General features: G+C 59.5%; 25 protein-coding genes. 7 read left to right on the plus strand and 18 right to left on the minus strand.

Annotated features, from left to right (window positions below):
• Positions 1-116 precede the first annotated feature (116 nt).
• Both glgX and ACQZ6F_RS11860 read left to right on the plus strand, forming a co-directional pair.
• A complete protein-coding gene (glgX, locus tag ACQZ6F_RS11855; RefSeq protein WP_449091709.1) occupies positions 117-2,087 on the plus strand; it encodes a glycogen debranching protein GlgX in 1,971 nt (656 codons plus the stop codon).
• Positions 2,088-2,155: 68 nt separating this feature from the next.
• The gene (locus ACQZ6F_RS11860) at positions 2,156-2,644 is read left to right on the plus strand and encodes a MaoC family dehydratase (RefSeq protein WP_068400034.1); all 489 of its coding nucleotides are present in this window, start codon (positions 2,156-2,158) and stop codon (positions 2,642-2,644) included.
• On the opposite strand, the gene ACQZ6F_RS11865 is transcribed toward ACQZ6F_RS11860, so the two are convergent.
• The 8 genes from ACQZ6F_RS11865 to ACQZ6F_RS11900 all read right to left on the minus strand — a co-directional run bounded on the left by ACQZ6F_RS11865 (position 2,641) and on the right by ACQZ6F_RS11900 (position 9,658).
• Entirely contained in the window at positions 2,641-3,018 is a 378-nt protein-coding gene (locus ACQZ6F_RS11865) for a hypothetical protein (protein ID WP_449091708.1), read from the minus strand. The genes ACQZ6F_RS11860 and ACQZ6F_RS11865 overlap by 4 nt on opposite strands.
• Before the next feature lie 179 nt (positions 3,019-3,197).
• Entirely contained in the window at positions 3,198-3,746 is a 549-nt protein-coding gene (locus ACQZ6F_RS11870) for a sarcosine oxidase subunit gamma (RefSeq protein WP_449091707.1), read from the minus strand.
• On the minus strand, positions 3,739-6,735 hold the full coding sequence (locus ACQZ6F_RS11875; RefSeq protein WP_449091706.1) for a sarcosine oxidase subunit alpha: 2,997 nt from the start codon (positions 6,733-6,735) through the stop codon (positions 3,739-3,741). The genes ACQZ6F_RS11870 and ACQZ6F_RS11875 overlap by 8 nt, the downstream gene beginning before the upstream one ends.
• Positions 6,732-7,097: a sarcosine oxidase subunit delta gene (locus ACQZ6F_RS11880; RefSeq protein ID WP_449091705.1), complete on the minus strand. Its 366-nt coding sequence runs from the start codon at positions 7,095-7,097 to the stop codon at positions 6,732-6,734. Before ACQZ6F_RS11880 ends, ACQZ6F_RS11875 begins: the two co-directional genes overlap by 4 nt.
• 15 nt (positions 7,098-7,112) lie before the next feature.
• The gene (locus ACQZ6F_RS11885) at positions 7,113-7,532 is read right to left on the minus strand and encodes a hypothetical protein (RefSeq protein WP_449091704.1); all 420 of its coding nucleotides are present in this window, start codon (positions 7,530-7,532) and stop codon (positions 7,113-7,115) included.
• Positions 7,532-8,785, minus strand: coding sequence for a sarcosine oxidase subunit beta family protein (locus ACQZ6F_RS11890; protein WP_068400018.1), 1,254 nt, complete (start codon positions 8,783-8,785; stop codon positions 7,532-7,534). Before ACQZ6F_RS11890 ends, ACQZ6F_RS11885 begins: the two co-directional genes overlap by 1 nt.
• Before the next feature lie 176 nt (positions 8,786-8,961).
• Positions 8,962-9,363 (minus strand): hypothetical protein, encoded by a 402-nt coding sequence (locus ACQZ6F_RS11895; RefSeq protein ID WP_449091703.1) that lies wholly within the window; start codon positions 9,361-9,363, stop codon positions 8,962-8,964.
• 13 nt (positions 9,364-9,376) lie between these two features.
• Positions 9,377-9,658, minus strand: coding sequence for a hypothetical protein (locus ACQZ6F_RS11900; protein WP_449091702.1), 282 nt, complete (start codon positions 9,656-9,658; stop codon positions 9,377-9,379).
• A gap of 348 nt (positions 9,659-10,006) precedes the next feature.
• Between ACQZ6F_RS11900 and rpsU the strand changes: the two genes are divergently transcribed.
• From rpsU to ACQZ6F_RS11920, 4 genes are all read left to right on the plus strand, one after another.
• Positions 10,007-10,219 carry a 30S ribosomal protein S21 gene (rpsU, locus tag ACQZ6F_RS11905; protein ID WP_004117638.1) on the plus strand — a complete coding sequence of 71 codons (213 nt, stop codon included), beginning with the start codon at positions 10,007-10,009 and terminating at the stop codon, positions 10,217-10,219.
• A 138-nt stretch (positions 10,220-10,357) separates the two neighbouring features.
• Positions 10,358-11,233, plus strand: a complete 876-nt coding sequence (locus tag ACQZ6F_RS11910; protein WP_077469420.1) for a tetratricopeptide repeat protein — start codon at positions 10,358-10,360, stop codon at positions 11,231-11,233.
• 114 nt (positions 11,234-11,347) lie between these two features.
• Positions 11,348-12,418 (plus strand): NAD(P)/FAD-dependent oxidoreductase, encoded by a 1,071-nt coding sequence (locus tag ACQZ6F_RS11915; RefSeq protein WP_449091701.1) that lies wholly within the window; start codon positions 11,348-11,350, stop codon positions 12,416-12,418.
• A 253-nt stretch (positions 12,419-12,671) separates the two neighbouring features.
• Positions 12,672-14,333 (plus strand): sensor histidine kinase, encoded by a 1,662-nt coding sequence (locus ACQZ6F_RS11920; RefSeq protein WP_077469418.1) that lies wholly within the window; start codon positions 12,672-12,674, stop codon positions 14,331-14,333.
• 30 nt (positions 14,334-14,363) lie between these two features.
• Here ACQZ6F_RS11920 and ACQZ6F_RS11925 read toward each other — a convergent pair whose 3' ends face one another.
• The 7 genes from ACQZ6F_RS11925 to ACQZ6F_RS11955 all read right to left on the minus strand — a co-directional run bounded on the left by ACQZ6F_RS11925 (position 14,364) and on the right by ACQZ6F_RS11955 (position 22,606).
• Positions 14,364-15,758 carry an NAD(P)(+) transhydrogenase (Re/Si-specific) subunit beta gene (locus tag ACQZ6F_RS11925; RefSeq protein WP_449091700.1) on the minus strand — a complete coding sequence of 465 codons (1,395 nt, stop codon included), beginning with the start codon at positions 15,756-15,758 and terminating at the stop codon, positions 14,364-14,366.
• A 7-nt stretch (positions 15,759-15,765) separates the two neighbouring features.
• Positions 15,766-16,164, minus strand: a complete 399-nt coding sequence (locus ACQZ6F_RS11930; protein ID WP_068399999.1) for a proton-translocating transhydrogenase family protein — start codon at positions 16,162-16,164, stop codon at positions 15,766-15,768.
• Between the two features lies 1 nt (position 16,165).
• Positions 16,166-17,329, minus strand: a complete 1,164-nt coding sequence (locus ACQZ6F_RS11935; protein ID WP_449091699.1) for a Re/Si-specific NAD(P)(+) transhydrogenase subunit alpha — start codon at positions 17,327-17,329, stop codon at positions 16,166-16,168.
• A gap of 109 nt (positions 17,330-17,438) precedes the next feature.
• On the minus strand, positions 17,439-17,663 hold the full coding sequence (locus ACQZ6F_RS11940) for an aa3-type cytochrome c oxidase subunit IV (protein ID WP_077469415.1): 225 nt from the start codon (positions 17,661-17,663) through the stop codon (positions 17,439-17,441).
• A 273-nt stretch (positions 17,664-17,936) separates the two neighbouring features.
• Entirely contained in the window at positions 17,937-18,692 is a 756-nt protein-coding gene (locus ACQZ6F_RS11945; RefSeq protein WP_449091698.1) for an N-acyl amino acid synthase FeeM domain-containing protein, read from the minus strand.
• A gap of 272 nt (positions 18,693-18,964) precedes the next feature.
• On the minus strand, positions 18,965-21,268 hold the full coding sequence (locus ACQZ6F_RS11950) for a putative bifunctional diguanylate cyclase/phosphodiesterase (protein ID WP_449091697.1): 2,304 nt from the start codon (positions 21,266-21,268) through the stop codon (positions 18,965-18,967).
• A 231-nt stretch (positions 21,269-21,499) separates the two neighbouring features.
• Positions 21,500-22,606: a TRAP transporter substrate-binding protein gene (locus ACQZ6F_RS11955; protein WP_077469412.1), complete on the minus strand. Its 1,107-nt coding sequence runs from the start codon at positions 22,604-22,606 to the stop codon at positions 21,500-21,502.
• Between the two features lie 294 nt (positions 22,607-22,900).
• Here ACQZ6F_RS11955 and ACQZ6F_RS11960 point away from each other — a divergent pair, with 294 nt between their 5' ends.
• Entirely contained in the window at positions 22,901-23,689 is a 789-nt protein-coding gene (locus tag ACQZ6F_RS11960; RefSeq protein WP_449091696.1) for a gamma-glutamyl-gamma-aminobutyrate hydrolase family protein, read from the plus strand.
• Here the strand turns inward: ACQZ6F_RS11960 and ACQZ6F_RS11965 are convergent, their stop codons facing one another.
• The 3 genes from ACQZ6F_RS11965 to ACQZ6F_RS11975 form a co-directional block, all read right to left on the minus strand.
• Positions 23,690-24,658 (minus strand): 2-hydroxyacid dehydrogenase, encoded by a 969-nt coding sequence (locus tag ACQZ6F_RS11965; protein ID WP_449091695.1) that lies wholly within the window; start codon positions 24,656-24,658, stop codon positions 23,690-23,692.
• Positions 24,659-24,690: 32 nt separating this feature from the next.
• Complete coding sequence (locus ACQZ6F_RS11970; RefSeq protein ID WP_068400510.1) at positions 24,691-25,710, minus strand: LacI family DNA-binding transcriptional regulator; 1,020 nt, start codon at positions 25,708-25,710, stop codon at positions 24,691-24,693.
• A 118-nt stretch (positions 25,711-25,828) separates the two neighbouring features.
• Positions 25,829-26,341, minus strand: a complete 513-nt coding sequence (locus ACQZ6F_RS11975) for a MarR family winged helix-turn-helix transcriptional regulator (RefSeq protein WP_068399973.1) — start codon at positions 26,339-26,341, stop codon at positions 25,829-25,831.
• Positions 26,342-26,361 lie beyond the last annotated feature (20 nt).

Consider the following 26,361-nt stretch of genomic DNA (forward strand, 5'->3'; position numbering starts at 1 on the left):
GTTGAGCGAAGCGAAGCCGCCGAAAGACGGATGAGGGGGATCTGTCCGAGACTGGCTCCTGCCACAAATTGCGCCACCTTTGTCGCTCCAACGTCAGAGAAATGGAAAGCCCGAGCATGTCAGAGCCGACGATCCGCTCCCTTGGCGCTACTCTCACCGATACGGGCGTTGATTTTGCCGTCTGGTCGCGGAATGCCGAGCGGATCGAGCTTTGCGTGTTCGACGCCGAGGGCAAGAAGGAAGTCGTACGGCTGCCATTGGTCCGCGATGGCGATGAGCATCGTGTCTTCGTCAAGCACGCCAAGCAAGGCATGCGTTATGGCCTGCGCGCCCATGGCACATACGACCCCGATCGCGGCCTGTGGTTCGACCCTTCGAAGCTGCTGATCGACCCCTACGCCCGGGAGATCGACCGACCCTTCCAATATGATCCACGCCTGGGAATAGTCGGCGAAGATACGCGCGATCTTATGCCGAAAGCGATCGTCTCGCGCGATGTCACCGTTGCCCCCGCCAAGCCGTTGTTTCAGGCGGGAGGGCTGATCTATGAGATCGCCGTCAGGCCCTTCACCATGCTGCACCCGGATGTGCCGGCGAAGCAGCGTGGCACGCTCGGCGCCCTCGCCCATCCCGCCATTATCGCCCACCTCAAGCGCCTGCGGGTGAATGCCGTCGAACTGATGCCGATCACCGCCTGGATTGACGAACGTCACCTGCCGCCGCTCGGCCTTACCAATGGCTGGGGCTATAATCCCGTTGGCTTCATGGCGCTCGACCCACGCCTCGTGCCCGGCGGCATCAAGGAATTACGCGAGACGGTCGCGGCTCTTCATGCCGAAGGGATCGCTGTCATCCTCGATCTCGTCTTCAATCACACCGGCGAAAGCGACCGCCAGGGGCCGACGCTGTCGCTGCGCGGCCTCGACAACCCCACCTATTTCCGCAGCCTGCCGGATCAGCCCGGCGTGCTGGTCAACGATACCGGCACCGGCAACACCGTCGCCTGCGACCAGCCGGCGACGCGCAGGCTGATCATCGACAGCCTCCGCCATTTCGTTCAGCATGCCGGTATCGACGGTTTCCGTTTCGACCTTGCCCCTGTGATCGGGCGTGGCAGCAAGGGCTTTGATCCCGAGAGCGTCACGCTGCGGACCATGCTGGCGGATGAGGTGCTGCAGGATCGCATCCTCATCGCCGAACCCTGGGACATCGGTCCCGGTGGCTACCAGCTGGGGAGTTTTCCGGCGCCCTTTCTCGAATGGAACGACCGCGCTCGCGACGACCTGCGCCGTTTCTGGCGCAACGACATCAGGATCGGCGATCTCGCGACCATCCTTGCCGGCTCTTCTTCCATCTTCGGTCGTGACGGCCGCACGCAGACGCGCAGCGTTAACTTCCTCGCCGCCCATGACGGCTTCACGCTGATGGACATCGTCTCCTACGCCGGCAAGCACAATGAGGCCAATGGCGAGAACAATCGCGACGGCCACAACGAGAATTTCTCCTGGAACAATGGTGTCGAAGGCAAGACGGACGACCAGGCCATCCAGAACAGGCGTCGCGCCGACATCAAAGCCATGCTTTCGACGCTCTTTGCCACGCGCGGCACGATCATGCTGACCTCAGGTGACGAAGGCGGCCGTACCCAGCAAGGCAACAACAACGCCTATTGTCAGGACAATGCCATCACCTGGATGGACTGGAAGACGCTGGACGATGAGTTGATCGCTCATACCGCGTGGCTTGCCGGCCTGCGCCGCCGTTTCAGCGCTTTCAGCGATATGGATTTCTTCAAGGGAGACGGCGATGTGGTCTGGTTTTCAGCCGCAGGTATGCCGATGACCTTGCCGGACTGGGATGTGCCCGCGGCGGGCGTGCTCGGCATGGCCATCGAGACGCAAGATCTCGATGCCGGTCGATCGGCACGCCTTGCCATGCTGTTCAATCGAACCGCCGATGAGCTCCACGCCACGCTGCCGCCATCCGAAAAAGGCGGCTGGTCGCAACTGAGTCCTGCGAGTGAAACATCAGCCGGTGAGCAGATCACGATCCCCGCCCGCTCCGTCAGTTTCTTCGTCGAATCCTGACGCCGGTTGCACTTTCCGTCCCAATTCGCCAGAAAGGGCCAATGGCCCTTTAGATAGACGAGGATGGAATGCCCGGCGATACCTCACTTGTTGAGATCATGAAATGTGTGGGAACCGAGATCGGCGTCTCCGATTGGATCGAAGTCGACCAGACGATGATCGACACCTTCGCCGATGCGACGCATGACCACCAGTTCATCCATGTCGATCCGGAGCGCGCCAAGGCGGAAACGCCCTATGGCGGCACCATCGCCCACGGCTTTCTGACGCTTTCACTGCTCTCGGCGATGAACTACAGCGCCCTGCCGAAAATCCGCGAGCAGATCATGGGCATCAACTACGGCTTCGAGAAAATCCGCTTCATGTCGCCAGTGAAGTGCGGCGCACGCGTGCGCGGCCGCTTCAACCTTGCCGAAACCCGACTGCGCGGCGCCAATATGCTGATGCTGACCTATGACGTGACGGTCGAAATCGAGAACGAGCGCAAACCGGCACTGACTGCGACATGGACGACCATATCGCAGTTCGATCCGAAGGATCGGCCCGAGGAATCTTAAAACCGTTGCAAGAGCCGGGTGGTTCTTCGGATCAGAAGAGCAATTGCTTTTATAAGAATGATAGCGCCGCAGAATTCCAACTTGATCTTCAGATTATATGAAAAATGCGATCCGCTGAAAAATAGCTCGCTCACCACAGAGTCGATATTTGGGCTGAGTGTCCCATCGAAGAGATGATAAGCAACGTGAAGAGTCGCCGTAATTAATATCTGACTGGCAGTCAGAAAAAACATGAATTTCAGAACCCTGTCGAAAGAAAGAGCTTCTCGCCAAGAGAATTCTGAGTTTTCTGTCTTTCCGAAACCGCTTTCAGCAGATCCCGTGCCCGTCCACGACTTGGAATCAACTTCAAGGCCGTCTTTGTCAGAGCCCATGGGCATGACCTTTGTGTCGCGCGTCCCAGTGCACCGGTTGAAGGCGAGTATTTCGACCTCGCCGATACAACCACTATGCGACCGATATTGATGACAAACAAGATCGATTGCCACCAACCATCGGCGTCATGCAACGAGCCGATCTTTATATCAGCCTTGCTCGCGAAGGCCTGTCGAGCCTAAAGACCCGCATCCTCGGCGGCTTCGCTCAGAAGGCCGAAGGCGTAGTCGGAGAAGGAGCGCCAGACTTCGACGCGGAAGGTTTCCGCATCGAGACGCAGGATCACGACTTCGACCTTGCCGAGCAGCGTGCGCGAGCAGGCGCCGACCGGAAAGGCCTCAAGCGAAAGATCCTGCGGGCAGCCGCCCGAGATCGTTGCCTCGGCTCCGGGACCGGAGACGATAATAGCGGTGTTGCGATGCGAGACATCGGTCGCCGAATGCAACGCACCGGCCGAGGCCGCAAGGCCTACCAGATCCACGCCATTCTCATCGATCACAAGCCATTCATCCGGGCCGAGCCAGAGCGCATGACGCCCGTTGGCGCTGGCCGAAGTCTTCGGCCGGTTCGGCACCTGCAGGCCGAGTGCCTGCGAAAGGCCGCCGATGGAATCGGTCGGCGCGCGCAGCGCAATGCGGCTAGCGGGTGCTGCCGGCGTCAGTCGCACGGTGGAAGAACCGCCATGGCGGCCGGCGAGCGGCAGTTTACGGGCAGCGATATCAGCCATTGATCCGGCCTCCTTCCTTGTCAAAGAACACCAGATCCGTCACCTCGACTGATATCGTCTTGTCGGGCATCGGCACATAGAGCGTCTTGCCCATGCGCTCGCGACCGCCGGCGACCAAAGCGAAGGCGATGGATCGGCCTAGATTTTCGGACCAATAGGCCGAAGTGACATGGCCGAGCATGGTCATCGGCTTCTGCTCGTTCGGATCGGCGACGATCTGCGCGCCTTCCTCCAGCACCACCTTCGGGTCCCGCGTGACGAGACCGACGAGCTGCTTGCGGCCTTCCTTGATGAGATCGGGCCGCTTCAAGCCGCGAATGCCGACGAAATCGGTCTTCTTCTTGGAAACAGCCCAGGAAAGACCGGTATCATCTGGCGTCACCGTGCCGTCCGTATCCTGGCCGACGATGATGTAGCCCTTCTCCGCGCGCAGCACATGCATGGTTTCAGTGCCGTAGGCGCAAGCGCCCAGCGGCTCGGCCCGCGCCCAGACGGCTTCCAGAACAGACTGGCCATAATCGGCCGGCACGTTGATTTCGTAGCCGACTTCACCGGTGAAGGAGACGCGGAACAGCCGGGCCGGCACGCCGCAGACCTTGCACTCAGCCACGCTCATATGCGGGAAGGCCTCGTTGGAAAGATCCTGCCCCTCGACCAGCGGCTCGATGATTTCGCGCGCCTTCGGACCCTGCACGGCGATGACGGCCCATTGCTCGGTCGTCGAGGTCAGCCACACCTTCAGATGCGGGAATTCGGTCTGGAGATAATCCTCCATATGATGCAGCACGCGCGGCGCACCGCCGGTCGTAGTGGTCACATGGAAGCGGTCGTCGGCCAGACGTCCGACGACGCCGTCATCATAAACGAAGCCATCCTCGCGGGTCATGATGCCGTAGCGGCAGCGGCCGGGCTTCAGCGTATCCCAGGCATTGGTGTAGATCAGGTTCAGGAACTCGGCCGCATCCGGCCCGACAACCTCGATCTTGCCGAGCGTCGAGGCATCGAACACGCCGGCCACGTCACGCGCCGTGCGGCACTCGCGATTGACGGCCTCATGCATGGTCTCGCCGGCGCGAGGGTAGAACCAGGCACGCTTCCAGTTGCCGACATCCTCGAAGATCGCGCCATGCGCCTCTTCCCAGGCATGCATCGGCGTCTTGCGGGCGGGGTCGAAGAGCGATCCGCGCGAATGGCTGATCAGCGTGCCATAAGTAACAGGCGTGTAGGGCGCGCGGAAAGTGGTGAGGCCGACCTGCGGAATATCCTTGCCAAGCATTTCGGCGGCGATCGCCAGCCCGTGCATGTTGGAAAGCTTGCCCTGGTCGGAGGCCATGCCGTTGGTGGTGAAGCGCTTGATATGCTCTATGGAATGCATGCCCTCGCGCACGGCAAGGCGGATATCCTTGGCGCAAACGTCATGCTGAAAATCGACGAAAGCCTTGGCATTCGTGTCCGGTCCGGCGCCTTCGGCAGCACCGATCATGCCACCGGTCCATTCGAAGGCCTGCTCGGCCTGAAGCTGGATCTTCTCACCGCCATTGGTGCTGCCGGTGGCGCGTGCCATCAGCTCGCCAGCCGCCAGCGATTCTTCGATTGCCGCCTGCAGCCCGTCCGTGCCGTTGCATGCGCCGACGGAAAGGCAATCCTGCACATAGGTGCCAGGCAGGAAGCGCTGCTTCTCCGCATCGAATTTCAACTTGCCGCGCGACTGCGAGAACAGATGCACCGAAGGCGTCCAGCCTGACGACACCAGCAGCGCGTCGATCGCAATCTTGCGGGTGGCGGAGCTGCCATTGCGCGAAACCGTCATGGAGGAGACGCGGAGCTTGCCTGAGGTGTCGACCACAGCGTAATCGGCCATCACCTCGATGCCGAGCCGCTTTGCCTCGGCCAGTACAGCCTCGCCCGGGCGGGCACGGCTATCGACGATGGCGACGACAGAGACACCGGCGCGCTTCAGATCGAAGGCGGCTTCATAGGCGGAATCATGCGCGGTATAAACGCCGATCTTCGCACCGACGGCGACGCCGTAATGGTTGAGATAGGCGCGCGCCGCAGACGCCAGCATGATGCCCGGCCGGTCGTTGTTCGGAAACACCATGTGGCGCTCGATGGCGCCGGTCGCCAGGATCGCCCGCTTGGCACGCACCTGCCACAGGCGTTCTCGCGGCAGATTACGGCCGGGCTTCGCCAGATGATCGGTCACCCGCTCGGCAAGGCCGAAGAAATTGTGGTTGTAATAACCGAAGGCGGTCGTGCGGGTCAGCACCTCGACATTCGGCATGGCCTTGAGCCTGGCGACGATCTCCTGCGCCCAGACGTAGCCCTCGACGCCATCGATCTTGACGCCGGTGTCGAAGCGCAGTGCGCCGCCGGCTTCCGCCTGCTCGTCGCAGAGAATGACCTTTGCGCCCGTTTCGGCAGCGGCCAATGCCGCCGACAGGCCGGAAATGCCGGCGCCGACGACGAGCACATCGCAATGCGCATAGCGGCTGGCATAGTGATCCGGATCCTCTTCCGTCGGCGCGACACCGAGGCCGGCCGCACGACGGATCAGGGGTTCATAGATATGCTTCCAGGCCGCCTTCGGCCACATGAAGGTCTTGTAGTAGAAACCGGCAGCAAAGAAAGGCGAGGCAAGATTGTTGACGCCGCCGACATCGAAGGCGAGCGACGGCCAGCGGTTCTGCGACTGCGCCTTCATGCCGTCGAAGACTTCCTGCACGCTGGCGCGCACATTCGGCTGGCGCCGCGCCGCATCGCGGGAAATATCGAGCAGCGCATTCGGCTCTTCGGCTCCGGCCGAAAGAATGCCGCGTGGGCGGTGGTACTTGAATGACCGGCCGACGAGATGAACGCCATTGGCAAGCAGGGCGGAGGCGACGGTATCGCCTTCGAGCGCCGTGTAGCTTTTGCCGTCAAAGGTGAAGCGGGCGGTTCTGGCGGGCGTCAGACGCCCCTTGCCCGCAATACGATTGGCGCCGCTCATTCAGCAAATCCCTCTTTTTGTGCCGTCTGTTCTTGTTCGTTCTGTTGCTGGACCGCCGGCTCGGACGTGCCAGGCTTGAGCGAAGCCGGATCCGGCTTCGGCTCACCGGCCTTGTAGGTGCGGTAGAAATGGTCGCTCACGGTGTCGCGCGCCGCGTTGAAGAAGCGGCCGCAGCCATGGATGTGCCGCCAGCGTTCGAAGATCAGGCCCTTCGGATTGTCGCGCAGGAAGAAATATTCCTCGAATTCCTCATCCGAGATCCCGGCGATATTGGCCGGCCGCACGATATGCGCGTCGCCGGCGTTGCGGAATTCGAGTTCCGAACGCTCTTCCTCACAATAGGGGCAGTAAATCAGCAGCATCGTTTTCTACCTGTGTTAAAGCTCGGAGCCCGAAAGGCTTGTACCGGGAGGCTGTGCGCAGAGCCGCCGTCCCATGATGACGAAAGGCGTTATGCGCTTCAGCAGTACTTCCAGCGAACCATAGGGTTTCAGCACGTAGGTCATTCCCAGATTGGCCATGCTCATTCCGAACAGATCCGTATCCAGCGCGAATGCCCTTGGCACTTCCGGCGTCTGCTTCGGCAAGAAATAAACCACCGGTTTGTTCAGCACCTTGGCACACAGAAGCGCTCCGCTGTCGGCCACGAAGGGCCATTCCGTCTCGTTATGCGCCTTATGGATCACCTGCATGCGAAAATCGTTCACCCCTGGCAAGAGATCGCTGACTTCGGTCGCGACCGTTCCTGCCGGAAGCGAAAGCCCCGCTGCAAGAGCGATCCCGACCGCCGCCTGCATCAATGCGCCACGGCGGCAGCCGCGGCCTCGTCGATCAGGCGACCGGTGCGGAAGCGATCCAGATTGAGCCCGGCATTGAACTTGTGCGGCTCGTCGCGGGCGATGAGGTGCGCAAAGAGATTTGCAGAACCGGGCGTTGCCTTAAACCCGCCCGTGCCCCAGCCGCAGTTGACGTAGAGCCCCGGCACCGGCGTCTTCGACTGGATGGCCGAACGATCCGGCGTATTGTCGACGATGCCGCCCCAGGAGCGCATCATCTTCACGCGGCGGAACATCGGGAAAAGCTCGCAGATGGCATCCAGCGTATGGGTGATGATCTGCAACCCGCCCGTCTGGCTGTAGGAATTATACTGGTCCGTGCCGGCGCCGATGACGAGCTCGCCCTTGTCGGACTGCGAGATATAGGCGTGCACCGTGTTCGACATGACGACGCAGGGGAAGATCGGCTTCAGCGGCTCAGACACCAGCGCCTGCAGTGGGCTCGACTGCAGCGGCACGCGCACGCCGGCCATCTGCATGACCACCGTGGTGTGGCCGGCGGCCGAAACGCCGACCTTCTTCGCACCAATGAAGCCCTTGCTCGTGTCGACGCCGGTCACGCGGCCATCCGGCCCGCGGCGGATGCCGGTCACTTCGCAATTCTGGATGATGTGCACGCCGCGATCGGCCGCCGCACGGGCAAAGCCCCAGGCGACGGCATCGTGCCGCGCCGTGCCGCCGCGACGCTGCAGGGCAGCGCCATTGATCGGATAGCGGGCCGTCTTGGAGATATCGAGCGGCGGGCAAAAAGCTTTCGCCTGTTCCGGCGTCAGCCATTCATTGTCGATGCCATAGAGGCGGTTGGCGTGGATATGCCGCTTGAAGGACTGCTGGTCGTGCACATTGTGCGACAGCATCATCACGCCGCGCGGCGAGTACATGACGTTGTAATTGAGATCCTGAGACAGCCCCTCCCAGAGCTTCATCGAATGCTCGTAGATGTGCATGCTCTCTTCATAGAGATAGTTCGAGCGGATGATCGTGGTGTTGCGGCCGGTATTGCCGCCGCCGAGCCAGCCCTTTTCGATCACGGCAATATTGGTGATGCCATGCTCCTTGGCGAGATAGTAGGCCGCACCCAGGCCATGACCACCCGCGCCGACGATGATGACGTCATACTCCTTGCGCGGCTCCGGCGAGGTCCATTGGGCCTCCCAGCCCTTGTGAGCCCGCATCGCTTCTCTTGCCACGGCAAAAACCGAGTATTTACGCATTCGCCCTCAACTCCTTCAGGCATGACGCCCTTTTATGGCTCATACAGATCGCAAATCAAAAACCGACACAACGGCTCTTTTGCGACGCATTCAGGACCGGCTTTCGACACGGTTAAAAAGAATGGGCGAACAGCAACCTCAAGTCATCTGCGGAGTCTGCGCCGATATGGCCGAATTCATGCCCGCTGGGGAACAAACCACATTGTTGCGTCGCGCGTAAAAAGAAAGCACGTGGCAAGCAAAGATATTATCACTTGCAACGACGAAATGACGATGGTCCATGTCCCGCCCCCGAAGTGCTTGTCGATACCGTAACCAACGACAAGCAGCATAAGGAATTGTGCCAACAGGGTGATCCATCGCGCCCAATTCAATTTTTGATAGACAACCAACCATACCCAAAAAAGCTGCGCACCAAAAACCATGACCTGAACAATCATGAACAGTATTGGGCTCTCGTTGAACTTCTCGCTCGTGTCGGTCCAGCTGATAAAATAATCACAAAAAGTGACAACCATCGAAGCATACACAAGACGCTCAAAATAGCGGACGCTGTCCGGCATGAACTGATCGCTCATAGTTTCCCCTAATCTACTTGCGCTGCAGGTGACAAACCTTCACCCGGCCACCACGGCCGTCGCTGCGCCAGACACATCCTGGCTTCTGCGGCTTATGGTTGTAAAGATAAATTTGCGCGCGATGCTTGCTGTCAAAAGTCTGGTGCGAAAAATCATGACCGCCGACCCGAACATTCCTGCCGAAATGCACTTCGCCTGATGCAGCAAGGCCAGGAGTAGCGGCAAGAGCGACGACGAAAGCAAGCATGAGTGCGGCACCGAGTCTTCCGGTGGCCACCAAGCCGCGAGATTCCATAAAAATAACTCCCCTTTGCACCATCCGACTACAGCAATTGGGCAATTGCCGTGGCAGGCAAATGATTGTGACCCAGAATCATCGCACAGGCATGTCGGTGTCGCAAAACACCGCAAATCACATTCCCATCCCAGAGCCATCATGAGGCTGCGATGGCTTTATCGGGTCAATTCAGCCCTCGACAAGCCGCTTTTTCCCCGGCAAACTCACGATCTGGCTAGACTTTGACAAACCGATCTGCTATCCCGCCTAACCAATCGCAAGGCTGCGGCCGCGCGAACGTTATTTTTTTGCCTCCAGGCGCCGCCGTCGCCGTTGGTAACAACAAACCAAAGGAACGTGATTCTCGTGCAGGTACTTGTCCGCGATAACAATGTTGACCAGGCTCTCCGCGCTCTCAAGAAGAAGATGCAGCGCGAAGGTATTTTCCGCGAAATGAAGATGCGCGATTATTACGAGAAGCCGTCGCAGAAGCGTGCTCGCGAAAAGGCCGAAGCTGTTCGTCGCGTTCGCAAGCTTGCCCGCAAGCGTGCTCAGCGCGAAGGCTTGGTTGCCAAGTAATCGCCGTTTTTTGGACGTTTTCAGATGTATGTGTGGCGGGGGCGAGTCGTTCGCCGCCGCCTTTTTGATTTATTCTCTGCGCAAATCGGATTAAATCAGAACAGACTGATATGACGCATGGGGAAAGCGAACCCGATAATGGCAATGACGACTTTCGTACAGTTCCGCACTTCGAGCCTCTCCTCCCGTGTTTCGAAGCGCGCCGCGGCTCTGCCGGCTTTGGCAATTCTTGCCGCAATCAGCCTTTCCGGCTGCCAGACCGCCTCAACCGATAGCGTCATACGCATCGACAAGGCGCAGGGCTCCTCGGAAAATATTGCTTCGCTGACCTCGGTCATCAACGCCAATCCCCAGGATCCGGAAGGCTACAACGTACGCGGCACCGCTTACGGCCGCGGCGGTGATTTCAACCGCGCCCTTGGGGACTTCAATCAGGCGATCCAGCTCAATCCGAAGTTCTATCAGGCTTACGCCAACCGCGCGCTCATCTACCGCAACATGGGCAAGCTGCCGGAAGCGGTCGCTGACTATAATGCGGCGCTGCAGATCAACGGCAATTACGATGTCGCCTATATCGGCCGTGGCAACCTCTATCGCCAGGCAGGCCGCGACAACGATGCCTTCAACGACTATTCCAAGGCCATCAGCCTGGGAACGACGGACGGCCGCGCCTATAATGGCCGCGGCGTGATCTTCCAGAAGCGCAATCAACAGGACAAGGCGATCGACGATTTCTCCAAGGCGATCTCGCTGTCGCCGAACTCGCCGGAGCCCTACAACAGCCGCGGCATTTCCTATCTCGCGCAGAATGACGACGACAACGCCTTCGCCGATTTCAACCATGCCATCGACCTGAACAACAAGGTCGCCGAATCCTGGGCAAACCAGGCCTTCGTCTATGAGCGCAAGGGTGACAAGGCGAAAGCCCGCCGTTCCTACCAGCATGCGGTTAATCTCGATCCCAACTACCAGCCAGCCAGAGACGGCCTGGCGCGCGTAGGCGCCGGCGCCTGATAAAGGTCGCACCACAATAGGACATTCGGCCGCCGGCGATGCTTCGCCCGGCGGCTTTTCTTTGCGCCGATGAACGCCTAGTCTTGAGGCACCCCATTCGAACGAGGCAGCGATATGCCCTCCCCCCAGAAAGTCATCGTCATCGGCGCCGGAATTATCGGCGCTTCCATCGCCTGGCATCTCCAGCGCAAGGGTGCTGAAGTCACGGTGATTGCCGGAAAGATCGGCGGCGTGGCGACGCCCAATTCCTTCGCCTGGATCAATGCGAGCTGGGGCAATCCGGAGTTCTATTTCCGGCTCAGGCATCGCTCCATGGCCAAATGGTCGCGACTGGCGGCGGAGGTGCCGGGCCTGCCGCTGTCCTGGTGCGGCGGATTGAGCTGGGATCTCCCAGAGGTGGAGCTGGACGCCTATGCGGCTCAGCATCACGGCTGGGGCTACGGCATACAGCCTGTCAATCGTGCGACCAGCATCATGATCGAGCCGAACCTTGCCTCCCCGCCGGACTACGCGCTGCACGTCGCCGAAGAAGGCGCGGTCGAGCCCGTTGCCGCCGCAGAACTGCTGCTGGAGGATGCGCAGCGCCATGGCGCGACATTATTGTCCGGCGTCGAGGTCACCCGCCTGCTGAAGGCTAACGGCAAGATCATCGGCGTCGAAACCAGCCAGGGCGTTATAACTGCCGATCATGTCACTCTTGCCGCTGGCGCAGGCACGGCAGCACTCGCCGCGTCGGTGGATATCGATGTGCCGCTCGAAACACCGCCGGGCCTCATCGTCCACTCCCTGCCCGCGCCAAAACTGCTGAATGGCCTGGTGATGGCGCCGGAACTGCACATGCGCCAGACGGCGGAGGGGCGGATCATCGCCGGCAGCGATTTCGGCGGCACCAATCCCGGAAACCAACCGGAGAAAGCCGCAGCAGAGCTTTTCGCCAAGGTCAAGGCAGCATTGAAAGGTGGCGAGGCACTGAAGCTCGATTTTCATACCATCGGCTATAGGCCGACGCCGAAGGATGGTTTTCCGATCCTCGGAAGCGTCGATGCGGTACCGGGCCTCTATCTCGCCGTTCTTCATTCCGGCGTAACGCTGGCACCACTCGTCGGACTGCTTGCCGCCGAGGAAATCCTTGATGGCAGCAAAGCCCCGCAACTCTCGCCTTTCCGCCTGTCCCGCTTTGACTGACCCGGAAGAAGGCACGGTTGCCGCAACCGCAGGAATACATCTTTATGGTCGTAAATATCCGAGATCGCTTATGATTTCGCGGCGATGACTTTTCAGATGTTGCAAGGTAATTTACCGCGCCCTAACATGGGCGCTTCGAGAGCATGTAGCTCGGGACTGGGCATGGGGGCGCTTGGCATGACGACGAGAACCAATCTTTCCGCTTTTGCCAACGCTTCTCATCGTCATGGAGTTACGATCGGTTGATCGCACCATGAGGAAGCCGCATTTCCCTAAGGCGTCAATTGGGGCTTATCTGATCGCCATCGCATTGGCGATCGCCTTGCCCATTCTGGCCTTCGTCGCTTTGCTTCTGGTTCAGCTCGAGGACAACGAGCGCGACGCATTGAAGGGCGATACCGTCCAGGACGCCCAGGCTCTGGCGCGCGTCATTGATCGGCAATTGCAGGACATGGCGACGACGCTGCGGCTGCTTTCCTCTTCACCGGAGTTGGAGCAAAACGACATCGCTACCTTCTTCGCCCGGACGGAGACGGTCTTGCGCACCGATTCCCTCTTTGTCCTGCTGATGAACAAGGACGGCGATATCAGGCTGAACACCCGCTGGCCTCTTGGCAAGCCGCTCGGCAAGACGGGCAATGTCGTTGCGCTGCAATCGGCGCTCGACTCCGGGCGCATCGAGACCTCCGACGTCTTCATGGGGTCAACGATCCATCGATGGGTCTATAACGTTACCCTGCCCCTCGAACATTCGCCGGCTGGCGCCGCCCTGGCCATAACCCAGGATGCCGATGATCTTGCCAAACTCATCTCCACGGAGGCTTTGCCGCCGGGCTGGTCGGCGGCCGTCCTCGACAAATCGGGCCATGTCGTCGCCGCCGGCGGGCCGACGATCCACGCGCCGGGCGACGTGTTCAACAAGGAAATCCTCTCCAAGCTGATTGCATCGAGCGGCGTCTATCAGGATGACAAGGTCCTCCCGCACTCGCTGCTCGGCTATGCCCAGATCTCCGGATGGTCATGGAAAGCGGTCGTCTGGGGGCCTGTCGCCTCGGCACAATCCTCGCTGATGAGCACCTGGCGCTTCCTGATCTATGGCGGCGTCACCTTGCTGCTGGTCGCGCTCATTGCCGTCTATGCCCTGGCGCGCCAGGTGCGGACCACCATACAGAGCATTGCCGACATGGCGGAACGCATGGGCCGCGGCGAGATCGTCGCCCCGGTCGAGACGAGCGTTGTCGAAGCCAATCAGGTGGCGATTGCGCTTTCCAATGCATCCTTCGATCGCAGCGTCACGGAAGACCGGCTGCATTTCGTCATGCATGAGCTCGTCCATCGCACCAAGAACCTGCTGGCGCTTGCCCAGGCGATGACCCGTCAGCTCGCCCGCCAGACGGATAGTGTCGATACCTTCCAGCGTGCCGTCGCCGACCGGCTGGAGGGATTGGCTCGATCGATCGAAGTGCTGACCAGCGAACAATGGTCGGGCGTTTCGCTGCGACGGGTGATCGACATCCATCTCGCAACCTTTCTTCAGGAGCCGCAACAGCTCGACGTCCTGGGCAACGATTTTCTGCTGAAGCCCGAGGCCGTGCAAAACCTTGGGCTGATCCTGCATGAGCTTGCGACGAATTCGGTGAAGTACGGTGCGCTTTCAGCGCCTGAAGGCAGGATCGCCATCGAGTGGGCGAATGAAGCCAGCGAAAACGGACCGATGATCCGCGTCACATGGACGGAAAGCGGCGGTCCGCCCGTCAAGCCGCCGACCGAGACCGGCTTCGGCACCACCGTGACGAAGACCCATGCCGCTGCCTCCTTCAGCGGCAGTGTCGAGATCGATTTCCGCCCCGGCGGCCTCGTCTGGATACTGATCGCCCCGCGCAACACGATGGAGCGCGAGCGCGAACGGGCATAGGCAGGCAAGCCGAATGGGCCGCAAACGCCTTTACTCGTTCATCGCCTTGACGATTTCCTCGGTCACCTTCTTGGCATCGCCCAGCAGCATCATCGTGCCGTCCTTGTAAAAGAGCGTGTTGTCGATGCCGGCATAGCCTGAGCCGAGGGAGCGCTTGACGAAGAGGCAGGTCTTGGCCTTGTCGACGTCGAGGATCGGCATGCCGTAGATCGGCGAGGTCTTGTCATCGCGCGCCGCCGGGTTGGTGACGTCGTTGGCGCCGATGACATAGGCGACATCGGCCTGCGCGAACTCGGAGTTGATATCCTCAAGCTCGAAGACCTCGTCATAGGGCACGTTGGCTTCGGCGAGAAGCACGTTCATATGGCCTGGCATGCGGCCGGCGACCGGATGGATGGCGTATTTCACCTCCACACCATGGGCCTTAAGCCTGTCTCCCATCTCGCGCAGCGCATGCTGGGCCTGTGCGACCGCCATGCCGTAACCCGGCACGATAATGACCTTGGAAGCATTCGCCATGAGATAGGCGGCATCCTCGGCCGAGCCGAGCTTGACGGACTTGTCGGAATTATCAGCGCCGCCGGATGCCGTCTCTCCGCCAAAGCCGCCAAGGATGACGGAGACGAAAGAGCGGTTCATGCCCTTGCACATGATGTAGGACAGGATCGCGCCGGAAGAGCCGACGAGCGCCCCGGTGATGATCAGCGCGAGATTACCGAGCGTGAAGCCGATGCCGGCCGCCGCCCATCCCGAATAGGAATTCAGCATCGACACGACGACAGGCATGTCCGCGCCACCGATCGGCACGATCAGGAGCACGCCGAGCGCCAGCGACAGGACGATGATTGCCCAGAAATCGAAATGGCTTTCGCTGACGGCAAGGCCGACGATGAAAAAGACGATGAGAACCAGCAGAGCGGCGTTGATGACGTGCCGGAAGGGCAGCATGATCGGCTTGCCGGACATGCGCCCATCGAGCTTCAGGAAAGCAATGATAGAACCCGTGAAGGTCAGCGCGCCGATCGCCGCACCGATCGCCATCTCGACGCGCGCTTCCGTATGGATCGAGCCGATATTGCCGATACCGAAGGAAGAGGGCGTATAGAGCGCCGATGCCGCCACCAGAACAGCAGCAAGACCCACTAGCGAGTGGAAGCCGGCCACAAGCTGCGGCATCGAGGTCATCGGGATGACGCGGGCGATATAGGCGCCTGCCCCGCCGCCAATGGCAAGACCGAGGATGATGAGCACCAGGCCACCGAAGGATGGCGTCGCCAGCACCAGCGTGGTGACGATGGCGATCCCCATGCCCACCATGCCGTAGAGATTGCCGCGCCGGCTGGTCGCCGGGTGCGAAAGGCCGCGCAGTGCGAGAACGAACAGCACACCGGAGACGAGATAGAGGAAAGCTGCGATATTGGTCATGCCGGCCTCACTTGTCCTTCTTGCGGTACATCGCCAGCATGCGCTGCGTGACGAGGAAGCCGCCGAAGATGTTGACCGAAACGAGCACTAGGGCCACGAAGCCGAACCCCGTGGCCAAGCCGCTGGCGGAAATGCCGACCGCCAGCAATGCGCCGACGACGATGACCGAGGAGATGGCATTCGTCACCGCCATCAGCGGCGTGTGCAGAGCCGGCGTCACCGACCAGACCACATAGTAACCGACAAAGATCGCCAGCACGAAGATCGCGAACTGAAACACGAAGGGATCGATCACCCCGCCCGTTGCGGCGCTCGCCACTTCAGGCGCCTGTGCGGCTGCCGTCGTGACAGCGGTCACGGCGTCATTCAGTTGCTGGAGTGCCTGGTCCATTGCTTGGCTGGCCATCTCAGAGATCTCCCTTTTTGACCGTCGGCTGATCGGGATCGACGAAATTCGGGTGCACGACTTCGCCGCCGTCGGTCAGCATCGTCGCCTTGATCAGCTCGTCCGCGCGATTGAGGCCGAGGCTCTTGCTGTCCTTGTCCACCATCGTTTCCAGGAAAGTGACGAGGTTTTTGGCATAAAGAGCCGACGCACTCGCCGGAATTCGTCCAGCCATGTTCGGATATCCGACCACCTTGACGCCTTCGACATCCGTGACGGTGTTGTATTCGGCGCCCTCGATGTTGCCGCCACGCTCTACGGCAAGATCGACCGCGACCGCACCCGGGCGCATCGCCTTCAGCATGTCGCGGCTGACAAGCCGCGGTGCCGGCCGGCCCGGGATCAGCGCCGTGGTGATGATGATATCCTGCTTGGCAATGTGCTCCGCCACGAGCGCTGCCTGCTTGGCCTGGTACTCTTTCGACATTTCCTTGGCATAGCCGCCGGCGGTCTCCGCCGCCTTGAACTCTTCGTCCTCGACGGCGATGAATTTCGCGCCGAGCGAGGCAACCTGCTCCTTGGCAGCCGGACGCACGTCGGTACCCGAGACCAGGGCACCCAGGCGCCTGGCGGTGGCGATCGCCTGCAGGCCGGCAACACCGGCGCCCATGACGAATACCTTTGCCGCCGGCACGGTGCCGGCTGCGGTCATCATCATCGGCAACGCCCGGTCATATATTGCGGCAGCCTCGATGACGGCCTGATAGCCGGCGAGATTGGCTTGCGACGACAGAACGTCCATCGACTGCGCCCGCGTGATGCGCGGCATCAGCTCCATGGCAAAGCTCGTCAGTCCGGCGCGCGCCATCTCGACGAGAGCTGCCTCGTTGCCATAGGGATCCATGATGGCGATGACGATCGCGCCGCTTTTGTAGCCGGTAATTTCCTTGCTCGTCGGTCGCCTGACCTTGAGGATCACATCCGCCCGCTTGGCATCCTTCGTGGTGCCGATGCGCGCGCCCATGGCCTCATATTCGCTGTCAGGAATGCGGGCCGAAGCCCCGGCGCCAGCCTCGATGACCACATCGAAGCCGAGGCTTCTCATCTTCTTGACACTCTCGACGGATGCCGCGACGCGCGTTTCATCCCCTACGGTTTCTTTGCCGACAAAAACCAGATTGCCCAACGACAACACCTCGCATCAAACGACAGCCCCGCTGAATACAGCAGCGCAAGAACCTGCGAAATCAGGTCAGAATTTCAGGGAAAGCGCGGGCGGAACAGCCCAGCGTCGATCAGCGCACGAGAAAACCGCCAACGATCGCAAGAACGAGGAAAATGGCAAATCCGCCGAACAGGCCGGCGTGGCCGAAGAAACCGGCAGCCATTCCAATCAATAGCGCGGCAATGATCGCCGATCCGACCCTGGCGACGAAAAGGAAGCCATTATAGGTCTTTTCATGCTCCCTGTAGTCCATGGGAGCACCAGTTTCCGCGGGTCCAGTATGATGTTCGGCCATTCAAAAATCTCCCCTCAATCCTCTCCCCCGACATGCCTTGTAGCTCGCTGGCGGCAGGAGATTGTCCTCAAAAGCTGCAGCATCAAAGAGCGAGATGCCACAGCCAAATATCCTCTACCGAGGGGTTACACAAAGCGAGGGAAAATGCAATGCACGAGAAGGTCGCATCGGTGCGCAGCTCAGAGCATTTCCGTTTTTGAACGGAAATGCTCTATCTCCTTGCCTCAAGCAATTCCGGACGCAAAACCGCTTCGCACTTTTGCTGGAATTGCTCTAGCCAAACTGCCCTCGAATGTCGCGTCGACCACCGCTTGCCAGCCGTGCCGTCGGCAGGATGGTCAAAGGCGGAGTGCCGGTGTCTTCGCTGCGGGAAAACATCATGCGCCGCTCGTAGGGTTCGGAATCGAAAAACGGATATCGTTGCATCAGCTTGCCGCGAATCTCCTTCGATCGGGATGCCAGCAGCGTCAGTTCGAAACCGTAAGTCTTGGTCATGCGCGGCGGCACGACCGTATCGGCATAAAAGACGCGTTTATAGAAAGCCGCATGTGCCGGGCGAATATGCTGCATCACCCGATCCGTGTCGAAGTAGATGGCACCCACGATGGCCGGCCTCAGCGTCAGGTAGGGCAAAGCCGGCAATTCGAGCTCGAGATCAGGATCCACGGCAAAACGCGCGGGATCGATCAACGTCATGCCGGCATCGAGAAAGGCGTGAATCTCGTCAGGGAAAATGCCGGTCGACTGGCATACTCGATGATTTGGCGTCACATGGTGTATTCGCACCGTGCTGACCAATTCCTCGTAGTAATAAACCCCGAAAATATAGGCGTGATCATCGAAATCGATGTCGTCGATCAGGTTTTTGGCCGCCACCGGCAAGACTTCGCGCGCCTTGTAGGCCTTGTAGCGTAGCCGCGCGACATCCTCCATGTCTTCGCTGCTTTCGATTCGGCGGTATTCCACGTGATCGAGCACCTCCATCAGCTTGCCAGCGAAGCTGTTTTGCAAAGTACTCATATGCGTCATGATTAATGTTCCGTGATGGTTAACGAATCATTAATGGTATTTACGGAAAATTTGATCAATATTTGTTTTAGATTTTATTAACTATTCGTTCATTAAGGTTAATTTTTCAAACGAATACCGGTATAAATTGGAGATCGTGGAAGCGCCCGAGTGTACGTTGCTGTAAAACAGACAATGACCGGCCTTGATAAAGGTGCGCAAAATAGATCCGCTGTCTTGCTTTCGCGAGCCATGGTGACTTACCAACGATGATCCCAAGCGTCTCAGACGTGTCAGGCGACGTGATCGTGCCGCGGCCCTGACTGTCGCCGGACAAGATTTTCCACCATGCCGGAAACTTGTTCCTTGGAAACCGGAGCTGAGAATACGTAGCCCTGGATGATATCGGCCAGATTTTTTTCAACGATGAGCGCCAGTTGCTCCAACGTCTCGACACCCTCGATGACGATGTGAAGGCTGAGAGCGCGGGAAAGATCGACAATGCCGCACAGCAGCTTGAAGCGGCGGCTGTCGGTCGTGATGTCACGAACGAACGACCGGTCGATCTTAACGACATCCACAGGCAGCGAATCGAGATAGCTGAGGCTGGAAAAGCCCGTGCCGAAGTCATCGATTGCGATCGTGATACCCTTGGAGCGTAGATCGGCAAGAATGGAGCGCACCGTCGCTACCTCATCCATGAGGCAACTTTCGGTGACCTCGAGATGCAGCCGCGAAGCCTCCAGACCAGACGCGTCGAGCGCTTCCATGACGATACCGACGATATCGTTGCTGCGCAGATCCTGCGCCGAGAGGTTGACCGAAACGGCAACCGGTGCCGGCCATGAGACGCAATCCCGGCAAGCCTGGTTGATCATGAAGCGGGTGATGCCGCCGACGATGCCCATTTCCTCGGCGATCTGCACGAAGATGTTGGGCGGAATTGAGCCCTTTTCCGGGTGAACCCAGCGCGCCAGTGCCTCACAGCAATCGATACGGGAGCCGTCCGGCGTGAACATCGGCTGGTACACGGCTTGAAGATTGCCGGCCTCCACTGCCTCGCGCAAATCATCCTTCAGCTTCTGCCGCTCGACGTAACGCGCATCCATCTCCTGCTCGAAGGCGCTGCAGCCGCCCTTTATCCTCAGCTTGGCGTCGAACAACGCCAGATCGGCCTTGATCTGCCATTCCTCGGAACGGAATTCGCGGTTCGACATGGTCACGTAGCCGCCGCTGAACGAAATACGGAAGCTATTGTCATCGACATCGTAGCTACCCGTCATCCCGGCATGGAGCGCGCGCACGCGGTCGTCGATATCAGACGCATTGCCCTCATTCGGGAAAAACAGCACGAACTGGTCGCCCACCAGACGCGCAGCAAGCGCTGTGGTGCCTGCGATCTCCTTCAGTCGCTCGGCAATGGCGACCAGCAAACGATCTCCGGTCACATGACCCTTGGTGTCGTTGACATGCTTGAAGTCGTCGACGTCGAGAACCAGAATGCCGATCTGGCCTTCACTGCTGCGCGCAGCGAGCTTCTCCTTGACCATCTCGACGAAATATTCGCGGTTCGGCAATCCTGTCAGAGGGTCATAGCGCACCATGTGCAGGATCTTGCGCTCGGCCCGAATGCGAACCGTCACATCCTCGAAAATCAGGATGACGACGCCATCGGCGCGGCGGCTGGCCGAAAATTCCAGAAACTGATCTTCGTTGAACTGGATCAGCGTGCGCGACAGCGTGCCGCTGACGAGCTGTGCCATCTGCCGCTGAATGAGCCCCGGCAGCGACCCGTCGATGAAGGCATGACGCGCGCCGTAGCGCAGCACGACATCGAACTCACAGTCCTTGAGCTGCTCCTGATGTGAGAAATTCAGCAGTTCGCATGCCTTGCGATTGACCACGAGGATGCGGTTGTGGGCGTCCAGCATGAACAGGCCATGCGTCATATTGTTGAGCGCCGTATCGAACCGGTCGGCGATCTGCGAGATCTCGCGTGACGCAATGACATTCTTGTAGAGAAACTCCCGCACACCGTTTGCCATCGCGCGCGTCGTCAGGCCGAACGGCACGAGCATGATGGAAACCACGGCCTTGTAGAGCTGCTGCGACATCAGGCAGGCGATGATGATGGGCAGGCAACAGGCGAGCGTCTGGAGATCGATCGCCTTCTGTGAACCGTAGTTGCGGCCGACGATCGATACCATCGACGCCATCGTCACGGCGATACAGATGAATTCGGCCAGCGGATCCTGCACGATCAGAATGGCATAGCCGCTGCCGATGCCGAGGATGGACGCCGTCGCCGCCGCGCCGATCACATAGCGCGTTTCCCAGCGCGCGATGTCGGCACGCGTGAAACTATGCTTGTCGGCCACGTCGAAAAGCCAGAACGAATACATCCGCAATGCAAATACGGCTGCGAAAGCCAGGCAAAGGACGAGGTAGATGTTCGCGCGCGTGCTCAGGAAGACGATGACATACGTCAGGATATGGACAGCCACCCCCGTAAACAATGTTTTACGGTTTCCGAAAAGCGAACTGACGAACGACAGATAAACATCCGTCGGCACGGTGTTCGGGCTTGGAGGCTTCATTCAGAGTTCCCCTGATGCGGCGGACACCCTAGGTGAAACGTTTTAAAATTTGATTGCCCAAATAGCATGCATCGCGACAGTTTTTCCAATTATGTCGGTAACTTACGTTGAATTTAAGTTGTAAGCCGCATCGTATTCGCGCAATCGACCCAAGTGGATTCTACCAGCAATGTAGTATTTAAGTGCCTAATAAATAAAACACAACATCACTAAACACTTATAGAATACTGATTAGAGCTTTCCCGCACGCTGCTGAATCATCATGAAGGTATCGAAAGTATATTCGGAGAGCTGCATCCAGAGATATGCATCCTTCTTATAGGCAACTTGATCCTCATAGATACGCTTGAAGGAGTCGTTGGATTTGGACAGCTCGGCATAGAGCCCGTTGGCCGCCTGGAAGCACGCTTCCATGATTTCCTGGCTAAAGGGACGCAGCGTCACGCCCTGCTGTACGATATCTTTCAGCGCCTGCGGATTCTTTACATCGTATTTCGCCAGCATGTTGGTGTTGGCAAAAGCACAGGCATCGGCAAGGATCGTCTGATAATTTTTCGGCAGACTATTCCACTTGTCGAGATTGAAGAAGGCATGCACCACGGCGCCGCCTTCCCACCATCCCGGATAATAATAGTATTTGGCGATCTTCTGCAGTCCGAGCTTCAGGTCGTCATAAGGCCCGACCCATTCGACCGCATCGACCGTGCCCTTGTCCAGTGCATCATAGACACCATTGGCGGCAATGTCCTGCTGCGGCGCGACGCCGATCTTTTCCATCACCTTGCCGGCAAGGCCGGCAATGCGCATCTTCAGCCCCTTGAGGTCATCAAGCGTATTGATTTCCTTGCGAAACCAGCCGCCCATCTGCGTTCCGGTATTGCCGGCCGGAAGGCCGAGAATACCTTGCGTCGCATAGAATTCGTTCATCAGCTTGTTGCCGTCGCCCTGGTAGAACCAGGCATTCGTCAGCCGGGCATTGAGGCCGAACGGCAGCGCCGTACCGATGGCATAGGTCGGATCCTTGTTGGAGAAATAATAGGAGCAGGTGTGAGCGGCATCGACCGTGCCGGCGCTCACGGCATCGGCAGCCTGCGCGGCGGGCACGATCTCGCCGGCCTCGTAGGTCTGGATCACGAAATTACCGTTGGTCGCATCGGACACATGCGAGGCAATATCCTCCGCACCGCCATAGATCGTATCCAGGCTCTTGGGAAACGACGAAGTCATCTTCCAGGTGATCTTCGGATATTCCTGGGCCAAAGCCGGGCTCGCAAGCGCGGAGGCGGCAGCGCCTGCGCCAACTGCTCCTGCCCGCCTTATAAAGGAACGGCGATCCATCGAAATCTCCTATACGGGCGGTTCTGCAGGAGAGCGGCGCGCTCCCCAACCCAGCGCAAGCGATGGAACTAACCACGCCGCACACTGTCTTTCAAGTTTGCTCTTGCATCGCATTATGGCGATTCCTGTACATCCGCGTGACGAACGGAAACAAAGCCTTATTGAAACCACTCCGCGTTGCCGGTCGAACCCTCTTCGCGTAGACTAAGGACTAGGGTAATCCGCCCTCGGATTGACATCTTCGTCATTCACGGATCCCGACAAACAGCCGTTCAGCAGCCTTCGGAGCCTTGCATGTCCAGACCGATCATTGCCATTCCCGCCGACATCCGTGAGTTCGACGGTACGAGTTGGCACGCGGTGCAGCTGCAATATGTCCGCGCGGCGGTAAAGGCAGCGGGATTGACGGTGCTCATCGTTCCGGCACTGGAAGAAGACAATGATGCCGACGCCATTCTGGACCGCGTCGACGGCCTGCTCGTCTCCGGCTCCGCCACCAATGTGCATCCGTCGCTCTATGGCAAAGAAGCTCACGAAAGCGATGGGCCGTTCGATCCGGCGCGCGATGCGACATCCCTGCCGCTCATCCGGAGGGCCATTGAACGCGCCATTCCGATGCTTGCCATCTGTCGTGGTATTCAGGAGCTGAACGTTGCGCTTGGTGGCACGCTGGCGAGCGAGATCCAGGACCAGCCTGGCATCTGGGATCACCGCAAGCCTCAGAATGTCGACCGGGACACAATGTACTCCATCCGCCAGAGCGTCTTCGTCAAGGAAGGTTCCTGCATCGCCCGTGTCATCGGTCCGGGCGAAGTGCGGGTCAATTCTCTGCATCGTCAGGCGATTGCCGAGACGGCCCCGAGGCTGCAGGTGGAAGCGCTTGCCGAAGACGGCACGATCGAAGCCGTCTCCGTGATCGGTGCCAAGGCCTTCGCCGTCGGCGTGCAATGGCACCCGGAATATTGGGCCGAGACGGATTCGCCGTCGCACAAGCTATTTGTCGCATTCGGCGACGCCGTGCGCGACTATGCATCGAGCAAGGAGCGGCCCCTCGCCGCTCCCCATCACCAAAACGCCGTCTGATCAGCCGCGCGGCTTGACCGGCGTTTCCGGCACCGGCGTTACCGCCTTGCCCTTAGCGAACCACTCGATGATGTTGTCGGCCACCAGATCGGCCATCGCATCGCGCGTTGGCGCAGAGGCGGAAGCCACATGCGGCAAAAGCGAAACGTTAGGCAGCGAGAGATAGCCTTCCGGAACATTAGGCTCGTCGTAGAAAACGTCGAGGCCGGCGGCTCCGAGCGTTCCGTTGCCGAGCGCAGCAATCAGCGCATCGTCATCGACGGACCAGCCGCGGCCGACATTGATGAACACGCCCTGCGGTCCGAGCGCCGAAAGGATCTCGGCATTGATGACCTTATGCGTTTCCGGCGTCTTCGGCACGATGGAGATCAACGTATCCACCGACTGCGCCATCTCCTTGAGGGTTGAATAGTAATCATAGGGCAGCGCGTCGCGGGGCGTACGCGTGTGGTAACCGATCTTCACCTTGAACGGCTCGAGCCTTCTGGCGATCTCCAGGCCGATGCGGCCAAGACCGTTAATGCCGATGCGACGCCCCTTCATCGAGAAGGGCGAGAGCGGAAACGCGCCGTCCTTCGCCCAGCGTCCCTCACGCAGCCAGCTTTCCGCCTTCGGAAATTGCCGCAGCGTGTTCAGCAGCAGGGCGATCGCCGTATCTGCGACTTCATCGTTCAGCACGTCGGGCGTGTTGGTGACGATGACACCCTTCGAAGCGGCGTGCTTGACGTCGATGCCGTCATAACCGACGCCGAAATTGGCGATGACTTCGACATTCGGAAAGGCATCGATCCAGGCTGCGTTGAAACCACCCGCGACAGCCACGCCACGCACGCGAGCCGTAGTTTCCGCGTCAACCTTCGGCCCACCATCGCGATCGACGGAGATGACATCGAACTGCTTTCCAAGCCTTTCGAGCACACGCGGGTGTATCTTCCCCGGGACGAGGATGGCAACGCGGTTATCGGACATGAATCTTTCCTTTGAGATACGGTTCGGCGCTACTAGCGAGCCTTGTAGGGCACTGTCGACTGGCGGATGCGCATTTCCGGCTTGATGAGATGAATACCATCCGGCTCATGGCTTCCAGCTAACCTATCCAAAAGCGCTCTCGCTGCAAGCCTTCCGACCTCGGCCTGGCCGTTCCATACCGTGGTAAGCGCAGGCGTCGCGATCGCCGCTTCCTCCAGATCGTCATAGCCGGTGACGGAGATGTCCCGTCCCGGCACGAGGCCGGCGCGGGAAATACCGTTCATGAGGCCGATGGCGACCAGATCATTCCAGCAGACCGCAGCTGTCGGCTTCTGCGGCAGCGACAGGAAATGCACCGCCGCTTCGAAACCACCCTGCTTGGAGCGCGCGCCGGGAATGCGCAGATCGGGATCGACTTCGATGCCAGCCTTACGAAGCGCGTTGACATAACCCTGATAGCGGTCGCGCCCGGTCGAGGTCTGGTCGGTGCCGCCGATCATCGCAATGGAGCGATGGCCAAGGCTGATCAGATGGTTGGTCGCAAGCGAGATGCCGTAGCTGTCATCGCCGCGAAAGGTCGGCAGATCCAGCGCATCGATCTGACGCGCTACAAGGATAGCCGGCATGCCGTTTTCTTCGGCCAGCTCGAAATCTTCAGGCGGCGTGCCGATCGCCGGCGACATGATGACGCCATCGCCGCCGAGTTGCAGCAGCGTCTCGATGAAGGTCCGCTGCTTTTCGACGGAATCATAGTGGTTGGAAAGAATGAATGTGTGACGGCTGCGGTCGAGCTCGCTTTCGATCGCTTTCAGAATTTCCCCGTAAAAGGGGTTCATGATGTCGTGCACGACGACGCCGATGATCCCCGAGCGTGACGTCCTGAGACTGGCCGCGCGGCGATTGTATATATAGCCGAGCGCGCGGGCCTGATCCTTGATCTTGTCACGCGTGTTGGCCGCAACCAGCGGGCTGTCACGTAAGGCCAGGGATACCGTTGCCGTTGAAATGCCCAGCGTTTCCGCAATCGTCGAAAGCTTTATCTTTTGCGCCACGCGCACCCTCCCCGTGAAACGCAGCTTTATACTCATTCCGTCGTTTTACGATTCCGGAATTTAAAATATTTAATTAAAAGGTTTAATCGCGCCGCGCAACTCGAATTCTTGAGGAATTTCAGATTTCCTCATCATCCTCGTCGTCATCGCCGGCCTGGAGGTTATTCTCGATCGCCTTGAGCAGCCGCACGAGCGAGCGAATGTCTTTTTCGGAGAAGCCGCGCGTCGCCAACTCGTCACAGCTGGCAGCCGAACTTTCGATCTCGCTGACGCTGTTGCGCCCAGTTTCGGTCAGATAGACCTTGGTCAGGCGGGCGTCTTCGGCATCCGGCCGGCGCTCGACGAAGCCCTGCGCTTCCATGCGGCCGATCGTGCGCGTCATAGTCGGCGCCTTGACGCCGAGCTTTTGTGCCAGCGACCCGGCGGGGAGACCGTCACTTGCCGCCAGGGCAAGAATGACGCCATCCTGCCCGGCATAAAGACCGCTTGCCGTCAGGTTGCGTGTTATCACCGTGCGCATCGACCGCGCCGCCTGCGTCAATGCCGGCGACAGATCGGCAAGCGTGTAGTCGCGGTGATCCTTCTTTTTACCTGACTTACTTTTCTTCCCGACCTTGTTCTTCTTACCCATCGTGATTCCGTTGACCTTTT

It is taken from the genome of Rhizobium sp. A22-96 (assembly GCF_053521805.1).

Bases quoted from the DNA above. Each gene is read 5' to 3' on its own strand.
- glgX (WP_449091709.1), top strand. From the start codon at position 117: ATGTCAGAGCCGACGATCCGCTCCCTTGGCGCTACTCTCACCGATACG.
- ACQZ6F_RS11860 (WP_068400034.1), top strand. From the start codon at position 2,156: ATGCCCGGCGATACCTCACTTGTTGAGATCATGAAATGTGTGGGAACC.
- ACQZ6F_RS11865 (WP_449091708.1), bottom strand. From the start codon at position 3,018: ATGGGCTCTGACAAAGACGGCCTTGAAGTTGATTCCAAGTCGTGGACG.
- ACQZ6F_RS11870 (WP_449091707.1), bottom strand. From the start codon at position 3,746: ATGGCTGATATCGCTGCCCGTAAACTGCCGCTCGCCGGCCGCCATGGC.
- ACQZ6F_RS11875 (WP_449091706.1), bottom strand. From the start codon at position 6,735: ATGAGCGGCGCCAATCGTATTGCGGGCAAGGGGCGTCTGACGCCCGCC.
- ACQZ6F_RS11880 (WP_449091705.1), bottom strand. From the start codon at position 7,097: ATGCTGCTGATTTACTGCCCCTATTGTGAGGAAGAGCGTTCGGAACTC.
- ACQZ6F_RS11885 (WP_449091704.1), bottom strand. From the start codon at position 7,532: ATGCAGGCGGCGGTCGGGATCGCTCTTGCAGCGGGGCTTTCGCTTCCG.
- ACQZ6F_RS11890 (WP_068400018.1), bottom strand. From the start codon at position 8,785: ATGCGTAAATACTCGGTTTTTGCCGTGGCAAGAGAAGCGATGCGGGCT.
- ACQZ6F_RS11895 (WP_449091703.1), bottom strand. From the start codon at position 9,363: ATGAGCGATCAGTTCATGCCGGACAGCGTCCGCTATTTTGAGCGTCTT.
- ACQZ6F_RS11900 (WP_449091702.1), bottom strand. From the start codon at position 9,658: ATGGAATCTCGCGGCTTGGTGGCCACCGGAAGACTCGGTGCCGCACTC.
- ACQZ6F_RS11910 (WP_077469420.1), top strand. From the start codon at position 10,358: ATGGCAATGACGACTTTCGTACAGTTCCGCACTTCGAGCCTCTCCTCC.
- ACQZ6F_RS11915 (WP_449091701.1), top strand. From the start codon at position 11,348: ATGCCCTCCCCCCAGAAAGTCATCGTCATCGGCGCCGGAATTATCGGC.
- ACQZ6F_RS11920 (WP_077469418.1), top strand. From the start codon at position 12,672: ATGAGGAAGCCGCATTTCCCTAAGGCGTCAATTGGGGCTTATCTGATC.
- ACQZ6F_RS11925 (WP_449091700.1), bottom strand. From the start codon at position 15,758: ATGACCAATATCGCAGCTTTCCTCTATCTCGTCTCCGGTGTGCTGTTC.
- ACQZ6F_RS11930 (WP_068399999.1), bottom strand. From the start codon at position 16,164: ATGGCCAGCCAAGCAATGGACCAGGCACTCCAGCAACTGAATGACGCC.
- ACQZ6F_RS11940 (WP_077469415.1), bottom strand. From the start codon at position 17,663: ATGGCCGAACATCATACTGGACCCGCGGAAACTGGTGCTCCCATGGAC.
- ACQZ6F_RS11945 (WP_449091698.1), bottom strand. From the start codon at position 18,692: ATGACGCATATGAGTACTTTGCAAAACAGCTTCGCTGGCAAGCTGATG.
- ACQZ6F_RS11950 (WP_449091697.1), bottom strand. From the start codon at position 21,268: ATGAAGCCTCCAAGCCCGAACACCGTGCCGACGGATGTTTATCTGTCG.
- ACQZ6F_RS11955 (WP_077469412.1), bottom strand. From the start codon at position 22,606: ATGGATCGCCGTTCCTTTATAAGGCGGGCAGGAGCAGTTGGCGCAGGC.
- ACQZ6F_RS11960 (WP_449091696.1), top strand. From the start codon at position 22,901: ATGTCCAGACCGATCATTGCCATTCCCGCCGACATCCGTGAGTTCGAC.
- ACQZ6F_RS11965 (WP_449091695.1), bottom strand. From the start codon at position 24,658: ATGTCCGATAACCGCGTTGCCATCCTCGTCCCGGGGAAGATACACCCG.
- ACQZ6F_RS11975 (WP_068399973.1), bottom strand. From the start codon at position 26,341: ATGGGTAAGAAGAACAAGGTCGGGAAGAAAAGTAAGTCAGGTAAAAAG.